Source organism: Streptomyces sp. NPDC014891 (assembly GCF_043081085.1).
In the GTDB taxonomy this organism is placed as follows: domain Bacteria; phylum Actinomycetota; class Actinomycetes; order Streptomycetales; family Streptomycetaceae; genus Streptomyces.
Window position 1 is genome coordinate 1,036,371 of record NZ_JBIBWF010000001.1, and the last position, 19,032, is coordinate 1,055,402.

Below are 19,032 nucleotides of genomic sequence, written 5' to 3' on the forward strand. Positions count from 1 at the left end.
CGGCCGGCCCGGCTCCTACCAGCTGGCCCGGCGGCTCAGCTCCCAGAGCTGCATGACGGTCTGCGGGTCGAGCGCGCCCTCGCCGCCGCCGATGTCGTCCTGGGCCGCGATGTACAGCTTGCCCTGCCACAGGGGCAGCAGCCGGACGTCCTGGACCATGACCTCCTGGGCCTCGACGAACTCGTCCGTGACGGTCCCGCGGTCGCTCTCGCGGCGAGACTTGGGAAGCAGCTCGCCGGTGATCCGGGGGCTCTCGTACGGCGTGCCGAGGACGTTCTCCTTGCCGACGAACGGCGCCACGAAGTTGTCCGGGTCCGGGAAGTCGGGGAACCAGCCGCGGCCGAAGACCGGGTACTCGCCCTTCTGGTAGCCCGCCTGGAAGTCCTTCCAGGGCTTGCCCTCGATGGTGACCTCGAAGAGTCCGGTCTCCTCCAGCTGGCGCTTGAGCTCCTTGAACTCGGCGGCCGTCGAGGAGCCGTAGCGGTCCGTCGTGTACCAGAACTTCAGCTCGACGGGGTCGGTGATGCCGGCCTCGCGGAGGATCTTCTTCGCCTTCTTGGCGTCCGGGTCGCCGAACCGGTCGAAGAACTTGGTGGTGTGACCGGCGATCCCCTTGGGCACCATGGAGTACAGGGGCTCGGCGGTGCCCTGGTAGACCTTGCTGACCAGTTCGTCGCGGTCGACGACCTGGGCGATGGCCTTGCGGACCGCGGGCTTGGCGATCGTGGGGTCCTGGGTGTTGAAGACCAGGTAGCGGATGTCGGCGCCGGTCGACTCGACGATCTGCAGGCCCTGGTTCTCGGGCTTGTCGTCCTGGAGTTCGATGACCTCCTCGGCGGTGAGGCCGCGGTAGGTGGCGTCGATCTCCTTCTTCTTGAGCGCCGTGACCATGGCCTCGGACTCGTCGAAGTACCGGATGGTCACGCCGCCGTTCTTGCGGTCGGCGAAGCCCTTGTAGGTGGGGTTCTTGGTCAGCTCGGCCGACTCGCCGTCGGTGTACGAGTCGAGGACGTACGGCCCCGAGCCGACGAGCTTGCCGTCCTTGCGCAGGCGGTCGGCCGGGTACTCGGCCGGGTCCACCAGGGACATGGCGGGGGTGGCCAGGACCATCGGGAAGGTGGCGTCCGGCTTGTTCAGCTTGAAGACGACGGTCCGGTCGCCGACGGTCTCGATCTTGTCGAGCGAGCCGAGCATGCCGTTCGGGCCGCCCTTGTGATTGATCGTGCGGATGCGCTCGATCGAGTACTGCACGGCCTTGGCGTCCAGCCTGTGCCCGTTGGAGAACGTGAGGCCCTCCACGAGCTTGCACTCGAAGACCCGGCTGGAGGTGTCCGAGAACTTGCAGTCCGCGGCGTCGGAGGCCGGGGTGGTGCTGCCCGTCGGGAAACTCACCAGCGTCTGGAATACGTTCCGGAAGAGCTCCCACGAATTGTCCCAGGCGGCAGCCGGGTCAAGCGTGGTGGGAGAGCTCGTCGTACCGACGACGATTCTCTGATCCCCGGCCGAATCACTGTCAGAGAAGACACTGCATCCGGTTACCAGGGATATGGACACAAGGGCTGCAGCGGCCTGCAGACTGGTCCGGTTGAACACGTGCACGCTCCTCGTTCAGCCACGGGTCGGCCGACGATACCGCAGCACCCCGTCAGGTCAATGTTCGAGCCTGACGGGGCACTTGAGGCATTCGACGTATAACCGGGCTCAATCCGGACACGAAATCCGGAAAGTGTCCGATAATCGGTCAGCCCACTCCGGCGTTCAGGAAAATCCCGCCGTCGACCACGAGGGTCTGGCCGGTGATCCACTCCGACTGGGACGAGGTGAGGAAGGCGGCGGCGCCGCCGATGTCCTCGGGCTCGCCGAGCCGGCCGAGCGGGTAGGCGGCGGCCGCCTCCGCCTCGCGGCCCTCGTACAGGGCCTGCGCGAATTTCGTCTTCACGACCGCGGGGGCGATCGCGTTGACCCGCACGAGGGGGGCGAATTCATGGGCCAGCTGAATGGTCAGATTGATCATCGCGGCCTTGCTGATCCCGTACGCGCCGATGAAGGGCGAGGCGGAGACTCCGGCGACCGAGGCGATGTTCACGATCGCCCCGCCGTGCTCCTTCTGCCAGGCGTGCCAGGTCCGCTGGGCGAAGCCGAGCGCGGAGACCACATTGGTCTCGAAGACCTTACGGGCCACCCCGAGGTCCAGGTCGGCGATGGCACCGAAGACCGGGTTCGTGCCGGCGTTGTTGATCAGGAAGTCCACCCGGCCGAAGCCGTCCATCGCCGCCTCCACCGCGGCGGCCTGGTGGGTCTCGTCGTGGGCCTTGCCGGGGACGGCGATGGCCCGGTCGGCACCGAGGCGCTCGACGGCCTCCTTGAGGGCCTCCTCGCCGCGTCCGGTGATGACGACCCGGTCGCCGCGGGCGACGAGCGCCTCGGCGATGCCGTAGCCGATGCCCCGGCTCGCGCCGGTGACGAGGGCGACCTTGCCGGACAGCTCCGGCCGTGCCTGTGCGGTCATGTCTGCCGTACTCCTCTCGGTGCCGGTCGTCAGTTGAGGGGGCCGCCGGCCACGTACATGACCTGGCCGGAGACGAAGCCGGCGTCGTCGCCGGTGAAGAACGCGATCGCGTTGGCGACGTCCTCGGGGCGGCCGACCCGCTGCACCGGGATCATCGACGCGGCGGCGGCCTGGAAGTCCTCGAAGCCCATGCCGACGCGCTCGGCGGTCTGCGCGGTCATCTCGGTGACGATGAAGCCGGGGGCCACGGCGTTGGCGGTGACGCCGAACTTCCCGAGCTCCTTGGCGAGGGTCTTGGTGAGGCCCTGGAGACCGGCCTTCACGGCCGAGTAGTTGGCCTGGCCGCGGTTGCCCAGGGCCGAGGAGGAGGAGAGCGAGACGATCCGGCCGAAGCCCGCGTCCACCATGTGCTTCTGGCAGGCCTTCGCCATCAGGAAGGCGCCCTTGAGGTGCACGTTCATGACGAGGTCCCAGTCGGACTCCGACATCTTGAAGAGCAGGTTGTCGCGGAGCACACCCGCGTTGTTGACGAGGATCGTCGGCGCGCCGAGCTCGGCGGCGACGCGCGCGACGGCCGCCTCCACCTGGGCGCCGTCGGACACGTCGCAGCCGACCGCGAGGGCGGTGCCGCCCGCGGCGGTGATCTTCTCGACGGTGTCCTTGCAGGCCGCCTCGTCGAGGTCGAGTACGGCGACGGCGCGGCCCTCGGCCGCGAGACGGAGCGCCGTGGCGGCCCCGATGCCCCGTGCGGCACCCGTGACGACGGCTACGCGCTGCTCGGTGGTGGACATGCTGGTTCTCCTCGCCCTTGGTTCGTCCCTGGTCGCGGTCGAACCGGTCGCGCGCTCCTGCGTCCCGCACATGAGCGACCGCTTAGTATCGTCCGCAGAACGAGACGCTAGAAGCCCTGGCACCCGGTGTCAACGGCCCACCGGGTGCACCCGGTCACTCCCCGTCGCCGGGCGCGGAGGCGGGCGGCCGGGACCGGCCCCGCGACACGCGCGGGAGCCTCCGCGTGGCGCCCGGGACGCCCCGCCGGCCGAACGGGCCCGCGGGACGCGGCGCCCTCCGGGGACTCAGCGCACGAGCAGGTCGAGCAGCCGCTCGACCTCGGCCTCCGGGTCGGCGGTGAGTCCCGTGTGGACCGGACCGGGCTGGACGACCGTGGAGCGCGGGGCGATCAGCCAGCGGAAGCGGCGGCCGGCGTCGTCGCCCGCGGCCTGACCGGCGGCGTCGCCCCCGAGGCAGACCCCCTCGACCGCGCGGAGGGCGGCCCGGACACCGGTCACGTCGGCCGCCGGGTCCAGGACGGAGAGCTTGGCCTCGTCCAGATGGGTCCGGGCGGCCACGTAGGAGCGGGCGCGGCAGTAGACGACCACGCCCGCGTTGAAGCACTCGCCGCGCTCGACCCGCGGCACGACGCGCAGCAGCGCGTACTCGAAGACATCGCGGTCGGTCACGGGGTGGCGTCCTTCTCGGTGGAGTGCGTCCGGGGCGCGAGGCGTTCGGCGAGCCAGCCGGGCGGCTGCTGCGGCCGGTGCTCGGTCCGCGGGCCGAGCGTGATCCGCTCGTGGATGGTGGCGGCGCGCGGCAGCAGCGCCTCGACGTAGGCGGCGCGCACCTCGTCCGGACCGTCGAAGCCGGGTTCGTCGACGAGCCATTCGTCGGGCACGTCGGCGGCGACCTCGTCGAGGAGTCCGCGGGTGACGAGCGGGGCCAGTTCGGCGGCCGCGGCGCCGATGTCCGGCGCGTAGCGGGCGAGTACGTGGTCGGAGGCGTCGTACGGCTTGGCCGCGGAGGCCTGGGCGCCGGGCCAGTTGTGGTGCCAGATCATGGTGGCGCCGTGGTCGATGAGCCACAGGTCGCCGTGCCAGACGAGCATGTTGGGGTTGCGCCAGGACCGGTCGACGTTGTTGATCACGGCGTCGAACCAGACGACCCTGCCCGCCTCCCCCGGGTCCACCTCGTACGCCAGCGGGTCGAAACCGAGCGAGCCGGGCAGGTAGTCCATGCCCAGGTTCAGCCCGCCGCTGGCCTTGAGGAGCTCCTGGACCTCCTGGTCGGGCTCGGAGAGTCCGATGACGGGGTCGAGCTGGATGGTGACGAGCTCGGGCACCCGCAGTCCGAGCCTGCGGGCGAGCCCGCCGCAGATGACCTCGGCGACCAGGGTCTTGCGCCCCTGGCCCGCGCCGGTGAACTTCATGACATACGTGCCGAGGTCGTCGGCCTCGACGATCCCGGGGAGCGAGCCACCCTCACGCAAGGGCGTGACATAGCGGGTTGCAGTGACCTCTGTTAGCATTTTCACAGGCTATCGCAGGGCTGAACCAGGCATTCGAAGGTTCAGCCCTTTTTCATGGGCGCGCCTCGGCGATCTTGCCAATCTACACCGGAGGGCGGCCCGCCGGGCGGGCGCCCGTCGGCGGGACTGCCGGAACGCCGGTCGGGAGGTCCGGTCGGCGCGGAGTCCTCCCCGCGCCGGCCGGACCTCCCTCGGGTTCTCCGCGGGCCCGCTCCGGGCCCTCGGCGGCCGGGCCCCGCCCGCTAGCGGACGGGCTGCTGCTGGGTGACGCAGTGGATGCCGCCGCCCCCGGTGCCGAGGCGGTCGATGTTCAACTGCTCGATGACGCGGTCGGGATAGAGGTTCTGCAGGGTCGCCCTCGCCGCCTGGTCCGCGCGGGTGTCGCCGAAGTGGGCGCTGACCACGGCCCCGTTGCAGAGGTAGAAGTTGGCGTAGGAGGCCAGGAAGTCCGGGTTGGTGGAGCGGATCTTGTAGTAGTCCGGGCCCTGGAGGCGCATGGTGTCCATCGGGACGCCGTTGGCGGCCGTGGAGGCGGACAGGATGCTGAACTGCTGGCGGGCGTCCCGGGCGTAGGCGTCCGTCTCCGAGGCGAGGGGCAGCTGGACGAGGGCCTCGCCGGGGGCGAGGAAGCGGGACGTGGCGTCGACGTGGTCGTCGGTGATGTCCTGGCCGCGGACGCCGTCGAACCAGATGACCTTGGACGCGCCGTACGCCTTGCACATGGCGGCCTCCAGCTGCCGCTCGCTGACCCCGGGGTTGCGGTTGCGGTTCACGAGGCTGCTGCGGGTGGCCATGAGGGTGCCGGCGCCGTCCTGCTCGATGGCGCCGCCCTCACCCACCATGTCGGCGTACGTGATGGGGACGCCCACGTACGAGGCGACGCGTCCGGCGACCCGGGCGTCCTTGGCGTGGGCCTGCTTGTTGCCCCAGCCGTTGAAGTTGAGGCCGATCGCGTCCAGGCCGCCGGCCCCGTCGGTACGGAAGACGGGACCGGAGTCGCGCATCCAGCAGTCGTCGACGGGGATCGTGGTGATCACGGTGACCGTGGAGCCGCACAGCTGGCGGGCCCTGGCGGCGGCGCCGGAGTTGGCGCACATCACCACGGGCTCGTACTTCGCGATGGTGCGGGCGATGAGGGCGATGTCCGCCTGGACGCCGCTCAGCTTGTTGCCCCAGATCGAGGTGCTGTCCGGCCAGGCCATCCACGTACGGGTGTGGCGGACGTCCTCGACCGGGACCCTGAAGGCGGCGGCCGCGGGGGCGGCACCGGCCTGGAAGCGGGTCGTCGCGAGGGCGGCTCCGGCGGCGGTCGCACCGGCCGCGGCGAGGAACCCGCGGCGGCTCAGGCTCCGGCGTGCGTGACGGCTGGGTTCGGGTCGGCTCACTTGTGCCTCCTGCTTGAACTCCCCGCGGGGAGTCCGCGGTTGGCTGGAAATGTAAAACTGACCGAGCGCTCGGTCAATATTGCGCGCAGCATTGCGCGGAACCGGTGGACCGTGGGCCGCCGCCTCGGTCGGCGGGGCGGCGAAACCCGCAGATCGTGAGCGTGGGGCGTGGCTAGAGTGAGCGCATGGCAGCATCCGCGCAGGACTCTCCGCCCCCGACCGCTCCCCCGACCCGCCCGGCCGGCCGGTCACGGGCCTCGGCGAAGGGCGAGCAGACCCGGGCCCGGTTGATCGCGGCCGCCCGCACACTGCTCGCGGGCGAGATGAGCGAGCGGTTCACCACCCGGAACGTGGCGGCCCTGTGCGGGGTGTCGCACGGGATGTGCCACTACCACTTCCAGGACCGCACCGATCTGATCCTCGCGGTCGTCACGGACATCCGTCCCGAGTGGATCTCCCCTCTCGAGGAGGCCGTGGCCGACCCGGGGACCTTCGCCGAGCGCGCCGAGCGGGTGCTGGACCTGCTCGGCAGGCCGGAGAAGGCCGACCTGGCCCATCTGCACTCCGCCCTGCACTGGCACGCCCTGAACGACGACCGGGTGAGGGAGGCGCTGGAGACGGAGTACCGGCGCTGGCGCGCCTGCTTCGTCGCCCTCTTCCAGGTGCTGGCGGACGAGCGCGGCGGCGGTCCCGACCCCCGGCCGCTGGGCGAGGCCGTCGCCGCGGCCGTCGACGGGCTGGCCGCGGTGGAGTCCCTGGACGCCGACGTGGACGCGGGCGCGGTCCTGCGGACCCTGGTCCATACGCTCGCCGCCGGCGTCTGAACGGCCCCGTCGTCTCGCTCACGGCCCGGGGCCCGTCCTACAGGGCCCGGCGGGCGGCCGCGATCCGCTCCGGATCCCAGCCGGGACGCGGCACGGACTCCATGAGCAGCCGGGTGTAGGGGTGCCGGGGGGCGGCGAGCACCTCCTCGGTGCGGCCGGCCTCCACCACCGCGCCGTGGCGCATGACGATGACGTCGTCGGTGACGCACCGGACCACGCCCAGATCGTGGGTGATGAAGAGGTAGCCGATCGAGGTCTCCTCCCTGATGTCGGCGAGCAGGTTGAGGATCTGCGCCTGCACCGACACGTCGAGGGCGGCGACCGCCTCGTCCAGGACGAGGACGGCCGGTTCCACCGCCAGGGCGCGGGCGATGGCCACGCGCTGCCGCTGGCCGCCGGAGAGCCGGCGCGGCAGCGCGTCGGCGGCGCGCGTGCCGAGTCCGACCTGGTCGAGGAGCTGCCTCACCCGCCGGTCGTGGTCCCGCTCGGGGAAGTGGAGCCGTAGCGTCTCGCGGAGGGCCGCCTCGACGCTGGTCCGCGGGTCGAGGGACTGCAGCGGGTCCTGGAAGACCATCTGGACCTCGCGCGCCCGGGCGAGGCGCTGCGCGCGGCCTCGCCGTCGCTGGGTCCGGGACCGGCCCCGTACGAACACCTCCCCGTCGTCCGCCTGCTCCAGGCCGACGACGATCCGCGCCGTGGTGGTCTTGCCCGAGCCGGACTCCCCCACGATGCCGAGCGATCCGCCGTGCGGCAGGGTGAAGGACACGTCGTCCACGGCCCGTACGGATCCGAAGGTCCTGCGCAGGCCCTTGACGACCAGGACGGCTTCGGCGTCCTCTCCGTACCAGGTGGTCCCGGCCTCGCCCGCCCCGCCGGCTGCGGCGGTGCCCGGTGCGGTCCCGGTGTCCACGGCGGTCGCGGTGTCCACCGCGCTCTCGGTGTTGTCAGGCATCGACGGCGCTCCCTTCGAGGCGGTCGCTGTGGTGGCAGGCGGCCTGGCGGCCCGGCCGGCCGGGGGCGGGCAGCGACACCGGGGCCTGCCGCTCGCAGAGTTCGGTGGCGAACGGGCAGCGGGCGGCGAAGGCGCAGCCGCTGAGCGCCGCGCGGAGGTCGGGGGGCTGTCCTTCGATGGCGGCGAGCCGGCCCCTGGGGTTCTCCAGGCGGGGGGTGGACGCCAGCAGGGCCGCCGTGTACGGGTGGCGCGGCCGTGCGAAGAGCTCCTCGGCGGGGCCGCTCTCGGCGATCCGTCCGGCGTACATGACGTACACCCGGTCGCTGATGGCGGCCGCGAGGTCGAGGTCGTGGGTGACGAAGAGCAGGCCGGTGCCGAACCGTGCGCGCAGGGTGCCGAGGAGGGCGATGACCTCGGCCTGGGTGGTGACGTCCAGGGCGGTGGTCGGCTCGTCGGCGAGCAGCAGGGCCGGGTCCCCCATCAGCGCGGCGGCGATCATGACGCGTTGCAGCATGCCGCCGGACACCTGACCGGGGTACTTGGCGAGGGCGGTGCGGTCCAGGCCCACGGCGTCGAGGAGTTCGACGGCCCGGTCGGTCGCCTGCGCGGCGGTCATCCTCCTGGTCGCGCGGACGCTCTCGGTGAGGAAGTCGCCGATGCGCCGGAGCGGGTTGATGGCCGCGCGCGGGTCCTGGAAGATCATCGCCGCGGTGCCGGTGCGCAGGGCGCGCAGCCGGTCGGCGTCGAGGCCGAGGACGTCCTGGCCGTCGACGAGGACGGTGCCCTCGGTGGCGGCGCCCGGCGGCAGCAGGCGCAGGGCGCTGCGCGAGGTGAGGCTCTTCCCGGAGCCGGACTCGCCGACGAGGGCGACGGTCTCCCCGGTGGCGACGGTGAGGTCGATCCCGTCGAGGACGGGGCGGGCGGTGCCGGGCAGGGTGATCCGGAGGCCCCGGATGTCGAGGGCCGGCCCGTCGGGCGCGGGCACCGGCCTGTCGGTCGTGTTCATCGGTCTCTCCTGGCGACGCGGTCGGCCCAGCGCTCTCCGGCCACGTTGAACGCGACGACGGTGAGGACGATCAGGACGCTGGGCAGGATCGCGGACAGCGGGTAGCCCTGCTGGACGGCGGTCTGCCCGTCGAAGACCATGCGGCCCCAGTCCGGGGTGAGCGCCGGTACGCCCAGGCCGAGGAAGGAGAGGCCGGCGAGGTCCATGAGGGCGTAGCCGAAGTTGATGGTGGACTGGGCGAGGACGACGGGGGCGATGTTGGGGAGGATGTGGCGCAGGCAGATCTGGAGCGCCGAGTGCCCCTGGACCAGGTAGGCGCTGACGTACGGCCGGGCGCGTTCGGCGAGGACGAGGGAGCGCGTCAGCCGGCTGACGTAGGGCAGGTAGGCGACGGCGAGGGCGATGACCGGGGCCAGGAGGCCCTCGCCGTAGATCGAGATGATGAGGATCGCGAGCAGCATGCCGGGGAAGGCGAAGACCAGTTCGGTGCTGCGGGAGAGGACCGAGTCGAGCCAGCCGCCGCGCCAGGCCGCGGCCGTGCCGATCACGACGCCCGCGATCGTGGAGAACAGGACCACGCCGAGGGGGCCGAGGAGCGAGGTCCGGGCGCCGAGGAGGAGGCGGGAGAAGGTGTCGCGGCCCGCCGCGTCCACACCGAGGAGGTGCTCGGCGGAGGGTCCGGCGAGCGCGTTGCCGAGGTCGACGGCGTTGGGGTCGTAGGGCACGACGAAGGAGGCGAGCAGTGCGCCCGCGACGACGAGGACGACGAAGCCCAGGCAGACGAGGTGGAGCGGCGACCGGGCCGTGCGGATCTTGGCGAGGCCGGGCCGGCGGGTGAGGACGGCGGTCATGCGGAGGTGCTCCTCGATCCGAGGGTGATCCGCGGGTCGACCAGCGGGAGGAGCAGGTCGACGATGAGGTTCACGATCATGAACAGGGCGACGATGATCAGCGAGATGGCCTGGACGGTCGGGAAGTCCTTGGTGGTCGTGGACAGTTCCAGGAGCTGGCCGATGCCGCCGATGCTGAACGCGGTCTCGACGAGGATCGTGCAGACCAGCAGGGTCGAGACGATCAGTCCGCCGGTGGTCAGGACGGTGCCGAGCGAGTTCCGGAAGACGTGGCGGGCGACCACCTGGCGCTCGGGGACGCCCCGGCTGCGGGCGACGGTGACGTGCTCGCTGTCGAGGGCTTCGAGCATCGCCGAGCGGGTGACCCGGGCGAGCAGGCCGATCAGGTAGAGGGCGAGGGCGATCGCCGGCAGGGTCAGGTGCCAGAGCTTGTCGAGGAGGCCGTCGCCGGCGCCGCCGCTGGGGAACCAGCCGAGTCTCACCGCGAAGAGGGCCTGGAGCAGGACGGCCGCGACGAAGGACGGGGTGCCGACGGCGAAGGTGGTGGCGACCAGGACGGCCGAGTCGGTCGCCCCGCCGCGCACGGCGGAGATCCAGCCGAGCAGCAGGCCGATGACGACGACCACCACCAGGGCCATCGCGATCAGCAGGAGCGTGGTCGGGAGCCGGTCGGCGAGCAGCCGGGACACGTCGACGCGGTAGGTGATGGACCGCCCGAAGTCGCCCTGGAGCATGTCCCCGAGCCAGCTGAGGTAGCGGACGAGGAAGGGGTCGTCGAGGTGGTACTGGGCGTTGATCGCGGCGAGTGCCTCCGGGGAGGCCGAGCGGCCGGAGAGCAGGAAGCTCGCGGGGCTGCCCGGCGCCAGGTACATCGCGCCGAAGACCACGAACGACGCCACGAGGAGGGTGACGGCCATCTCCGTCACCCGTCGGACGGCGAATCTGGCGAAGTTCACTGCGCGGCCCCCACGTCGGCGGCCCACGGGTAGTACATGTACGCGATGGTGGTGGGGGCGCCGGTGATCCTCTTGTTGAGGAAGACGGCCGTGGGCCATTCCGCGACCGGGATCCACAGCAGGTTCTCCGCGGCGTGCTTCTGCAGCTCCGTCTCGATCACCAGGCGCTTGTCCGGGTCGTACTCGGCGGTCGCCCGGGCGACACCCGCGTCGTAGGCCTTGTCGCTGTAGCCGGCGAAGTTCATGTAGGCGCCGGTCCTGAAGTTCTGCAGCAGGTCCAGCGGGTCGGTGATGGAGTCGTAGTAGGTGAGCGGGAACATGTCGATGCCCTCGCGCGCCTCGGGGTCGGTGAACAGGGCGGTGAACGCGTTGGGCGCGATGGTCTTGAGCCGGATATCGAGACCGATCCGCGCACCCGCCGCCTGGACGGCGGTGGCGAGCAGGGAGACGTCCTGGCCGATGGAGCTGGTGGCGACGGTGAGGGTCTTCCCGGTGGCGCCCGCCTCCTTGACCAGTGCGGTGGCCTTCGCGATGTCGGGCGTGATCCGGGGGAGGGCGTCGAGCGCGTTCTTCCGGGTCTGCTCGGAGCCCGCCGCCCAGGCGGCGCGGGTGGTGAGCGAGTTGGTGACGGTGCCGGCTCCCCCGAGTCCCGCCTTGACGAAGCCGGAGCGGTCGAGGGCGAGGGAGAGGGCGCGGCGGACGCGGACGTCGCCGAGCGGGCCCTTCATGTTCGTGATGTTGACGTTGACGGTGCTGAGTCCCTCGCCGAAGTGGAGGGTGCCGACGCCGCTGTCCTTGAGCCGGCCGTAGCTCTCGGTGGGGATGAGGTAGCCGCCGTCGGCGTCGCCGCTGAGCATGGCGTTCGTCCGGGCGGAGGGGTCGGTCATGAACCGGAAGACGACCTTGCCTGACCTGGCCTTCCTGCCCCAGTAGCCGTCGAAGCGGTCGAGCTCGACGGACTGGCCCTTGTTCCAGGTGCCGAGGGAGAACGGTCCGGTGCAGGCGAGGCCTCCGGAGGTGCCGTAGTCCTTGCCGGCCGCCTCGACCCCGGCCTTGGAGGCGATCACGCCGGCGGCGGTCGCCATGTACTGGGGGAACTGGGAGTCGGGCTTCCTGAGCTTGACGGTGACCTGGAGCGGGCCGGTCTTGCGCACGGAGGTGACGTTCTCGAAGTTCTGCGCCCAGGCGGCGGCGTTGTCCGGGTCGCGCTGGCGGCCGAGGCTGAAGACGACGTCGTCGGCGGTCATCGTCCGGCCGTCGTGGAAGCGCACCCCGCTCCGCAGGTCGTAGACCCAGGTGGTCGGGTCGGGGTTGGCGGCGCTGCGGGCGAGTCCGGGTTCGAGCGTGAGGCCGGGGGTCCAGCGCATCAGGCTCTCGCACACGTTGGAGAGGATGGTGTTCTGCGGGTAGTCGAACGCCACGGTGTAGTCGAGCGTCGGCGGCTCGGCGTACACGGCCCACGTGAAGGAGTCGATGTCGCCCTTGGCGGCGGGCGTGGTCTTCGAGAGGGTGACGCCGCCGGCGCCCGCGACGCCGTCCTTGGGCGGTCCCGAGCAGGAGACGACCAGGGCGGCCGTGGTCAGGAGGGCGGCCGCGGCCGCGCGGCGGCGGCCGGACGGACGGCCCCGGGCGGCACCGCGGCGTCTGCCGGGGCGGGGTACGGCTGTGGTCATCGTCGCGCTCTCTTTCCGTACGGTCTCGTGCGTACGCGATGGGGGAGGCCGCCGGACCGCGGGGACGGTCCGGCGGGAGCGATCGGTCCGGGTCAGGCGAGCGGGCGGGCGGCGGGGATCTGCTGCGTGATGCAGTGCACTCCCCCGCCGCCGAAGGCGATGGCGAGCGCCGGCACCCCGACGACCTTGCGGCCCGGGTGGGCCGCCGCGATCACCGCGAGCGCCTCGTCGTCCTGGGGCAGGCCGGCCACGGGGACGACGACACCGCCGTTGGCGACGTAGTAGTTCAGGTACGAGACCTCCACCTCGCCCTCGGCCACGTCGACGAAGGCCGTCTGCGGCACGTCGACGATCTCCAGGGACCGGCCCCGGGCGTCGGTGGTGGCCTCCAGGACCGCGCGGTTGGCCCGCATCCGGGCGTAGTCCGGGTGGTCTGGGTCGTCGGGCAGCGACACGACGACCCGGCCGGGTGCGGCGAAGGCGCAGACGCCGTCGACGTGCCCGTCCGTCTCCGTGTCCAGGAGGCCTCCGTACGGGAGCCATACGACCTTGGTGACGCCGAGCCGGGCTTTCAGCTCGGCCTCGATCTCGTCCCGGTTCATGCCGGGGTTCCTGTTGGGGTGCAGCAGGCACTGCTCGGTCGTGATCAGCGTGCCCTCGCCGTCGACCGTGATCGCCCCGCCCTCCAGGATCATCCCGGAGGCGACGCGGTCGACGCCGAGGTGCTCCAGGAGCAGTCCGCTGATCCGGTCGTCGGAGTCGTACGGGTGGTGCTTGCGGCCCCAGGCGTTGAAGCGGAAGTCGACGCCGGCGCGGCGCCCGTCCCCGTCGAGGACGAAGAGCGGGGCGGAGTCGCGGAACCAGGAGTCGTCGAGGGGGAGCTCCAGGACGGTGATCCCGCTGCCGCAGTGGGTGCGGGCGTCGTCGCCGTGGCCGACGGGGGCGACCATCGTCACCGGCTCGAACGCGGCGATGGCCTTGGCGACGTTCGCGTACTCCTCCTTGACGTCGGCCAGCACGCTGCCCCAGAGGTCGGGGCGGGTGGGCCAGGCCATCAGGCAGCCCTCGTGCTCGGACCACTCGGCGGGCATACGGAATGCGGTCATTCGAGGACTCTCTTCTCTCGCCAGAGATACCGGTCGGTGTCCGGGAGCCGGCCCGGGGGCCGGATCGCGCCATGGACGGGTACGTGGTGGTGGGAATCTTCCCCTCGACTGAAATTTCAGTCAAGAGCGGGTTCAGTGGGCGTTCACTGGGAAGCGGAACGATGGGGCGGGGGGTGAAGGGGTCGCCGACGGATGTCGGGCCGGGTCACGACCCCGGAGACCGCGGGGGGTGACGGGAGGGCCGAGGGGATCTCGGCCGGCAGGGAAGGCCGGTGATGCGGACGCGTGAGCGGTCCGTTCTCGGCGATGGCCCCACTCTGGCATTGACTGAAAAAACAGTCAACGGCTGGAACGGAACATGGGGGATGATCCGGAGCCCAGGGCCGCCTGGGGCTGCGGGGCGCGACGGGCCGGTCGGGAGGCGCGACAGGCGGGTCGGGGGCGCGACACACGGGCCCCGGCGGCCGCTGAGCGCGTCGCACCGGGCCGCCGGGCCGCTGGGGCCGCCAGGACCTGTTCGGCAAGGCCTTGGTCGTCCGGGCCCCGGGCCGCCCGGACGCCGGTTCAGTGGAAGGCCTCAGTGGAGGGCGGCCAGTTCCGCCTCGACGGCTCCCCGCAGCAGCGCCCGCGCGTGGTCGATCTCGACGCCGCCCCCGAGCCAGCGCATGCTCAGCCCCTCGAGGAGAGCGGTGAGCCGCTCCCCCGCCGCCGCCAGCGCGGACGCCGATGCCATGGGCCGCACCTGGCCGAGCAGGACGGCGACGTCCTGGGACCACATGAGGGTGGCTCGGGCGAGGTCCTCGCGGAGCAGTTCGTCGAAGACCGCGCTCGCCCTCAACTCCCCCCAGGCCGCGCTGTTCTCCCGCACCTCGGGGGTGTCCTGGAGCTCCAGGAGGAGCGTCCCCTCCAGTTCCTCGCGCGGGCTCGGCGGCGGGGCGCCCGGGTCGCGGTCGCTCGTGTAGCGCTCGGCACGCCGGCTGATGAACCCCAGTGTGTGGCGCAGGATTCCGGCGCGGTCCTTGAAGTAGTAGTAGACGAGGGCCGTGGAGACGCCCGCCTCCGCGGCGAGTTCCTCCACCCGCAGACCGCGGATCCCCCGGCGGGCGATGACCCGCGCGGCCGCTTCGAGGATCTGGGTGCTACGCGTCGCCATGCCCGCACCCCGTCCGGTGGGTCCGCCGTCCCCCGTGCCGCCCGCGGAGGGCCGAAGGAGCCCCGGACCACCGCGCTCCGCCGGAGACGACGGGCCCGGACCACCGCGCCCCGCCGGAGACCACATCCCCGGATCCCGGCGTCATCGGTCGCGCCTGTGGTGGTCGAGGACGACCGTCACCGCCCCGCCGCCGTCGGCCGCTTCGGCCAGGCGGGCGATCACGATCTCCTTCCGGTCGGCACTGCGCACGCAGAAGGGCCGCTCGTCGGCGAGTTCGGCGAAGGGCAGGGTCGTCACCGGCTCCGACTCGATCCCGCGGACGCATTCCGTCGGACTCAGCTCGTCACCGGACGCGATGAACGCGTCGCTCTCCTCGGACAGGACGAACGCCGTGTCCGTACGGGCGAGATACCAGGCCGCGGTCTCCTCGGGCACGACCTTGCCCGCCTTGAGGTCGAACTCGTAGGTGGTGTCGGGCGAGGTGAGTTCGACGCCCGCGTACCCCGGTGTGTAGGGGGCCGGGGCCGGCGCGGCACTGGAAGGCGGCGGCCCCACGGTGACGGGCGGCCGGGCGGAGGGGGCACCGGTCGCCCCGGCGGGGTCCGCCCCCTCCTCCGGCGGGGGGTCGAGGTAGTAGACGGCCGCCCCGCCCAGGACGAGCGCGAGGAGTGCCACGAGGACCGTGACCAGGAGCCGGCCGCCGCGGCGGGGCGCCCGGCGCGATCCGGGGGCGCGCTCCGTTGGGCCCCCGGGAGGGGCCCCCGCCACGCCCGGCGGGGGTGTGCCGGTGCCGGAGGGGGGAGCGGTGCCCGTGTCGCCGGCACGGCCCGGCACCGCGCCGGTCCCCGGGTGGGGGTTCCGCGAAGAGACCGCGGTGGCCGTGACCGTGGGCCGGACGTGGGCCGGCTCCGGTCCGGCCGCGTGGCCCGCGAGGTCGGCGCTGACGGGGTGCGGCAGCCAGTCGTCGGCGAACCCGGGCCGCGGCCCCACGGCGGGATGGGCGTGGACGGCGGCGATCAGTTCGGCGGTCGTGGGGCGGTCCTCGGGGCGCTTGGCCAGACAGCGCCCGAGCAGGTCGCGCAGGGCGGCGGGGACGGGGGCGAGGTCGGGCGCCTCGTGGACCACGCGGTAGAGCGCGGCGGACTCGGGTCCGCTCCCGAAGGGCGGTGCCCCGCCCGAGACGTACACGGCGAGCGCGCCGAGGGCGAACACGTCGGTCGCCGCCGTCGCCGGGAGCCCCAGCGCCTGCTCGGGCGCCATGAAGGCCGCGGTGCCGATCCGCAGGCCCGTGCCGGTCAGCGCGGCGGCGTCGGCCGCGCGCGCGATGCCGAAGTCGATCACCCGGGGGCCGTCCGCGGCGATCAGCACGTTGGCGGGCTTGAGGTCCCGGTGCACGACGCCCACGCCGTGGATGCCCTGGAGGGCCTCGGCGATGCCGGCCACGAGGAGGAGGACGGTGCGGACCGGCAGCGGTCCGTGGCGCCGGACCACCTGCTGGAGGGTGGGGCCCGGGACGTACGCCGTCGCCAGCCACGGCGTACGGGCGTCCACGCCGTGGTCGACCACCTGCGCGGTGAACAGGCCGTGGATCCGCCGGGCGCTGGCCACCTCCTGGGCGAAGCGCTCGCGGAACTCGGGGTCCGCGGCGAACTCGGCCCGCACCGCCTTCAGCGCGATCGGGCGTCCCCCTGGGGTGTAAGCCAGGTAGACGACGCCCATGCCGCCCGCGCCCAGCCTGGCGTGCAGGCGGTACCCGCCGATCTCGCGGGGGTCGTCGTCGGACAGAGCCGTGGGGGCGGGTTGTGCACCGGGCAGCTGAGCGGACATGCGGTGGCTCTTTCGGCGAGGTGGAACGGGGCGACGCGCGGAGCGACGCGGCCCGGTGCGCCGCCCGAGCGGCGGCGGGTGGGCCCCTTGCGCGGGGACGGTCCCCGCATCGTGCCCTTAACTAAAGTTTCAGTCAATATGAGACGATGGCGGGCGCGAACGGCACGACCAGGCGGCAGCCGCCCGACCCGGTCGCGACGGCCCCGGACCGGCGACGAAGGAACCCCCATGGCGACGGACCGCAGAACCGCGATCCTGGAGGCGGCCGCCCGCACCATCGCCCGGCGCGGCGTGCGCGGCCTCCGCACGGAGGAACTGGCGGCCGAGGCCGGGGTGTCGACCGCGCTGGTCTACTACCACTTCAAGGACCGGGCGGGCCTCCTGCGGCACACCCTCGGCTTCATCACCGACCGGGCGCGGCAGCACGCCGTGCGCCCGGGGGCCGACCTGCCGGCGGACCCGGTGGAGCTGCTCGGGGCGGCCCTCCAGGTGGAGTTCCAGGACCTCCCCGAGGTACGGGAGAACGCCACGGCCTGGGGCGAGCTGCGCGCCGGCGCGATCTTCGAACCCGAGCTCCGCGCGGCGCTGTCCGCGGCGAGCGCGGCTTGGGCCCGGCACGTCGCGGGACTCCTCGCCCTCGCGAGGCCGGAGGCGGACGCGGCGGAGACCGCTGCCTCCGGCGAGCGCCTGACCGCGCTGCGCGAGGGGCTGAACGCCCGCCGGCTCAGCGGCGTCCTGCAGCCGGAGCACGCCCGCGAGCTGCTGGGCGAGGCGATCGCGGTGGAACTCGCACACCTGGCCGCGCACCCGGGCACGGCCGGCTGACCCTGGGCCCCCCGGCCGCCGGTGGCGCGTACCTCCGCACCCCCGCCGGGGGCGACGCTCCAGACGGCACCCCGGGCCGCCCCGCAGGTCGCCCCGCCCGCCTCTGGACGCCCGCATCCCACCCTCGCCGTTTGACTGAAATTCCAGTCAGTGTCAGAGTGCTTGACATGAGGCCGCCGGCGCTCCCACGGCGCCGCGCGGTCGCGGTGCGGATGATGCACCCTCTGAAGCAGGACTCGCGTGACGGTTCTGCCGCCCTCTCCCCGTGCCCCCACCGCGGCCGGACGCCTCCGCCCCGCCAGTCCACGATCGGAGTCCACGATGACCTTCCTCCCGTCCCGGCGTTCCGCCCTCCGCTCCTTCGCCGGCATCACCGCGCTCGTCCTCGGCGCCTCGGCGTGCGGACCCGGCGACCCCGGGCCGTCCTCCTCCTCGGGCGGCGCGAAACCGCGCGGCGGGAACGGCGGGGAGCGCCGGCTCGGCGCGGAGTGGGAGAGCCACACCCGTACCTTCATGTCCTGGCCGGCGCTGGAGTCGGTGTGGGGGGAGGACCTCTCCTACGTACGGAAGGACATCGCGCGGATCGCGCGGGAGATCGCCGAGTACGAGGAGGTCGTCATGATGGCCCGGCCCGCGCAGGCGAAGGCCGCGCAGCGGGCGTGCGGCTCCCTGGTCGAGGTCGTCCCGCTGGACGTCGACGACCTGTGGGCCCGTGACACGGTGCCCCTGTTCGTCGAGGAGGAGGGCGAGGTCGTCGGCGTCGACCTCAACTTCAACGGCTGGGGCGGCAAGCAGGAGCACGAGAACGACGCCCTGGTCGGCGAGACCCTGCTCGCGAAGTACCGGATCCCCCGCGTCGAGGCCCCGCTGATCGCCGAGGGCGGCTCCTTCGAGACCGACGGCGAGGGCACGCTGCTCATCACCGAGAGCTCCATCGTCAACGACAACCGCAACCGGGGCATGAGCCGGGACGCGATCGAGGACGAGCTGATCGAGACCCTGGGCTTCGAGAAGGTGGTCTGGCTGGCCGGTGTCCGCGGCGAGGACATCACCGACGCGCACGTCGACAGCCTGGTCCGCTTCGTCGCCCCGGGCGTGGTCCTGCTGGACCAGGCGTTCCCCGGCACTCCCCCGGACTCCTGGTCCCGCTCGGCCGACCAGGCCCGCTCGGTCCTCAGCCGGGCCACCGACGCCCGCGGCCGGCGCTTCGAGATCATCGACCTCCCGCAGCCCGACCTCGACCGGATCACCGGCGAGGGCGACGACTTCGTCTCGACGTACGCCAACTTCTACGTCGCCAACGACGCCGTGTTCCTCCCCAAGTTCGGCGACCGGAAGGCCGACGACCGGGCGAAGGGCATCCTCCAGGAGCACTTCCCCGAGCGCGACATCAGGATGGTCCCCATCGACACGATCGCCTCCGGCGGCGGCGGGATCCACTGCTCCACCCACGACCAGCCGGGCAAGCCCGCAGCCTGACGCGGCCGGCGGCGCGACGACCGCCCCCGACACCCGGGAACGCGACGACCGCCCCGGCCCGCGAGGGGCCGGGGCGGTCGTCGTCCCCCGCCGACGGCGCCCGGCGACAGGCGCCCGGCGCTCCGCAGCCCCCTCGCGTGGAACCCCCCGCCGTCGAGCCGGGCGGTGCCGCCCGGGTCCCCGG

17 protein-coding genes are annotated in these 19,032 nt (G+C 72.8%); 3 read left to right on the plus strand and 14 right to left on the minus strand.

Going from position 1 to position 19,032, the window contains the following annotated elements:
* Positions 1 to 15: 15 nt before the first annotated feature.
* From ACF09E_RS04350 to ACF09E_RS04375, 6 genes are all read right to left on the minus strand, one after another.
* On the minus strand, positions 16 to 1,593 hold the full coding sequence (locus ACF09E_RS04350) for an ABC transporter substrate-binding protein (RefSeq protein WP_392203774.1): 1,578 nt from the start codon (positions 1,591 to 1,593) through the stop codon (positions 16 to 18).
* Positions 1,594 to 1,741: 148 nt separating this feature from the next.
* Complete coding sequence (locus ACF09E_RS04355) at positions 1,742 to 2,509, minus strand: SDR family oxidoreductase (protein ID WP_392203775.1); 768 nt, start codon at positions 2,507 to 2,509, stop codon at positions 1,742 to 1,744.
* 29 nt (positions 2,510 to 2,538) lie between these two features.
* Positions 2,539 to 3,300, minus strand: a complete 762-nt coding sequence (gene fabG / locus ACF09E_RS04360) for a 3-oxoacyl-ACP reductase FabG (RefSeq protein ID WP_361857212.1) — start codon at positions 3,298 to 3,300, stop codon at positions 2,539 to 2,541.
* A gap of 285 nt (positions 3,301 to 3,585) precedes the next feature.
* Positions 3,586 to 3,969 carry a DUF3037 domain-containing protein gene (locus tag ACF09E_RS04365; protein ID WP_073902014.1) on the minus strand — a complete coding sequence of 128 codons (384 nt, stop codon included), beginning with the start codon at positions 3,967 to 3,969 and terminating at the stop codon, positions 3,586 to 3,588.
* Positions 3,966 to 4,811 (minus strand): HipA family kinase, encoded by an 846-nt coding sequence (locus ACF09E_RS04370; protein WP_392203776.1) that lies wholly within the window; start codon positions 4,809 to 4,811, stop codon positions 3,966 to 3,968. Before ACF09E_RS04370 ends, ACF09E_RS04365 begins: the two co-directional genes overlap by 4 nt.
* A gap of 242 nt (positions 4,812 to 5,053) precedes the next feature.
* Positions 5,054 to 6,196, minus strand: a complete 1,143-nt coding sequence (locus ACF09E_RS04375) for an agmatine/peptidylarginine deiminase (RefSeq protein WP_392203777.1) — start codon at positions 6,194 to 6,196, stop codon at positions 5,054 to 5,056.
* Between the two features lie 185 nt (positions 6,197 to 6,381).
* Here ACF09E_RS04375 and ACF09E_RS04380 point away from each other — a divergent pair, with 185 nt between their 5' ends.
* Positions 6,382 to 7,020 carry a TetR/AcrR family transcriptional regulator gene (locus tag ACF09E_RS04380; protein ID WP_392203778.1) on the plus strand — a complete coding sequence of 213 codons (639 nt, stop codon included), beginning with the start codon at positions 6,382 to 6,384 and terminating at the stop codon, positions 7,018 to 7,020.
* 37 nt (positions 7,021 to 7,057) lie between these two features.
* On the opposite strand, the gene ACF09E_RS04385 is transcribed toward ACF09E_RS04380, so the two are convergent.
* The 8 genes from ACF09E_RS04385 to ACF09E_RS04420 all read right to left on the minus strand — a co-directional run bounded on the left by ACF09E_RS04385 (position 7,058) and on the right by ACF09E_RS04420 (position 16,544).
* Positions 7,058 to 7,972 carry an ABC transporter ATP-binding protein gene (locus tag ACF09E_RS04385; protein ID WP_392203779.1) on the minus strand — a complete coding sequence of 305 codons (915 nt, stop codon included), beginning with the start codon at positions 7,970 to 7,972 and terminating at the stop codon, positions 7,058 to 7,060.
* A complete protein-coding gene (locus ACF09E_RS04390; protein ID WP_392203780.1) occupies positions 7,965 to 8,978 on the minus strand; it encodes an ABC transporter ATP-binding protein in 1,014 nt (337 codons plus the stop codon). The genes ACF09E_RS04385 and ACF09E_RS04390 overlap by 8 nt, the downstream gene beginning before the upstream one ends.
* A complete protein-coding gene (locus tag ACF09E_RS04395) occupies positions 8,975 to 9,829 on the minus strand; it encodes an ABC transporter permease (protein ID WP_392203781.1) in 855 nt (284 codons plus the stop codon). The genes ACF09E_RS04390 and ACF09E_RS04395 overlap by 4 nt, the downstream gene beginning before the upstream one ends.
* Positions 9,826 to 10,785, minus strand: coding sequence for an ABC transporter permease (locus ACF09E_RS04400; protein WP_392203782.1), 960 nt, complete (start codon positions 10,783 to 10,785; stop codon positions 9,826 to 9,828). Before ACF09E_RS04400 ends, ACF09E_RS04395 begins: the two co-directional genes overlap by 4 nt.
* Positions 10,782 to 12,458, minus strand: a complete 1,677-nt coding sequence (locus ACF09E_RS04405; RefSeq protein ID WP_392203783.1) for an ABC transporter substrate-binding protein — start codon at positions 12,456 to 12,458, stop codon at positions 10,782 to 10,784. Before ACF09E_RS04405 ends, ACF09E_RS04400 begins: the two co-directional genes overlap by 4 nt.
* Before the next feature lie 92 nt (positions 12,459 to 12,550).
* Positions 12,551 to 13,564, minus strand: a complete 1,014-nt coding sequence (locus tag ACF09E_RS04410) for an agmatine/peptidylarginine deiminase (protein ID WP_392203784.1) — start codon at positions 13,562 to 13,564, stop codon at positions 12,551 to 12,553.
* 577 nt (positions 13,565 to 14,141) lie between these two features.
* Positions 14,142 to 14,717 carry a TetR/AcrR family transcriptional regulator gene (locus ACF09E_RS04415; protein WP_392203785.1) on the minus strand — a complete coding sequence of 192 codons (576 nt, stop codon included), beginning with the start codon at positions 14,715 to 14,717 and terminating at the stop codon, positions 14,142 to 14,144.
* Between the two features lie 141 nt (positions 14,718 to 14,858).
* Entirely contained in the window at positions 14,859 to 16,544 is a 1,686-nt protein-coding gene (locus ACF09E_RS04420) for a serine/threonine-protein kinase (RefSeq protein ID WP_392203786.1), read from the minus strand.
* Positions 16,545 to 16,772: 228 nt separating this feature from the next.
* Between ACF09E_RS04420 and ACF09E_RS04425 the strand changes: the two genes are divergently transcribed.
* Both ACF09E_RS04425 and ACF09E_RS04430 read left to right on the plus strand, forming a co-directional pair.
* Positions 16,773 to 17,369 (plus strand): TetR/AcrR family transcriptional regulator, encoded by a 597-nt coding sequence (locus tag ACF09E_RS04425; RefSeq protein ID WP_392203787.1) that lies wholly within the window; start codon positions 16,773 to 16,775, stop codon positions 17,367 to 17,369.
* 321 nt (positions 17,370 to 17,690) lie between these two features.
* The gene (locus ACF09E_RS04430; RefSeq protein WP_392203788.1) at positions 17,691 to 18,848 is read left to right on the plus strand and encodes an agmatine deiminase family protein; all 1,158 of its coding nucleotides are present in this window, start codon (positions 17,691 to 17,693) and stop codon (positions 18,846 to 18,848) included.
* Positions 18,849 to 19,032: the final 184 nt, after the last annotated feature.

Bases quoted from the DNA above. Each gene is read 5' to 3' on its own strand.
- ACF09E_RS04355 (WP_392203775.1), bottom strand. From the start codon at position 2,509: ATGACCGCACAGGCACGGCCGGAGCTGTCCGGCAAGGTCGCCCTCGTC.
- fabG (WP_361857212.1), bottom strand. From the start codon at position 3,300: ATGTCCACCACCGAGCAGCGCGTAGCCGTCGTCACGGGTGCCGCACGG.
- ACF09E_RS04370 (WP_392203776.1), bottom strand. From the start codon at position 4,811: ATGCTAACAGAGGTCACTGCAACCCGCTATGTCACGCCCTTGCGTGAG.
- ACF09E_RS04380 (WP_392203778.1), top strand. From the start codon at position 6,382: ATGGCAGCATCCGCGCAGGACTCTCCGCCCCCGACCGCTCCCCCGACC.
- ACF09E_RS04385 (WP_392203779.1), bottom strand. From the start codon at position 7,972: ATGCCTGACAACACCGAGAGCGCGGTGGACACCGCGACCGCCGTGGAC.
- ACF09E_RS04390 (WP_392203780.1), bottom strand. From the start codon at position 8,978: ATGAACACGACCGACAGGCCGGTGCCCGCGCCCGACGGGCCGGCCCTC.
- ACF09E_RS04395 (WP_392203781.1), bottom strand. From the start codon at position 9,829: ATGACCGCCGTCCTCACCCGCCGGCCCGGCCTCGCCAAGATCCGCACG.
- ACF09E_RS04405 (WP_392203783.1), bottom strand. From the start codon at position 12,458: ATGACCACAGCCGTACCCCGCCCCGGCAGACGCCGCGGTGCCGCCCGG.
- ACF09E_RS04410 (WP_392203784.1), bottom strand. From the start codon at position 13,564: ATGACCGCATTCCGTATGCCCGCCGAGTGGTCCGAGCACGAGGGCTGC.
- ACF09E_RS04415 (WP_392203785.1), bottom strand. From the start codon at position 14,717: ATGGCGACGCGTAGCACCCAGATCCTCGAAGCGGCCGCGCGGGTCATC.
- ACF09E_RS04420 (WP_392203786.1), bottom strand. From the start codon at position 16,544: ATGTCCGCTCAGCTGCCCGGTGCACAACCCGCCCCCACGGCTCTGTCC.
- ACF09E_RS04425 (WP_392203787.1), top strand. From the start codon at position 16,773: ATGGCGACGGACCGCAGAACCGCGATCCTGGAGGCGGCCGCCCGCACC.
- ACF09E_RS04430 (WP_392203788.1), top strand. From the start codon at position 17,691: ATGACCTTCCTCCCGTCCCGGCGTTCCGCCCTCCGCTCCTTCGCCGGC.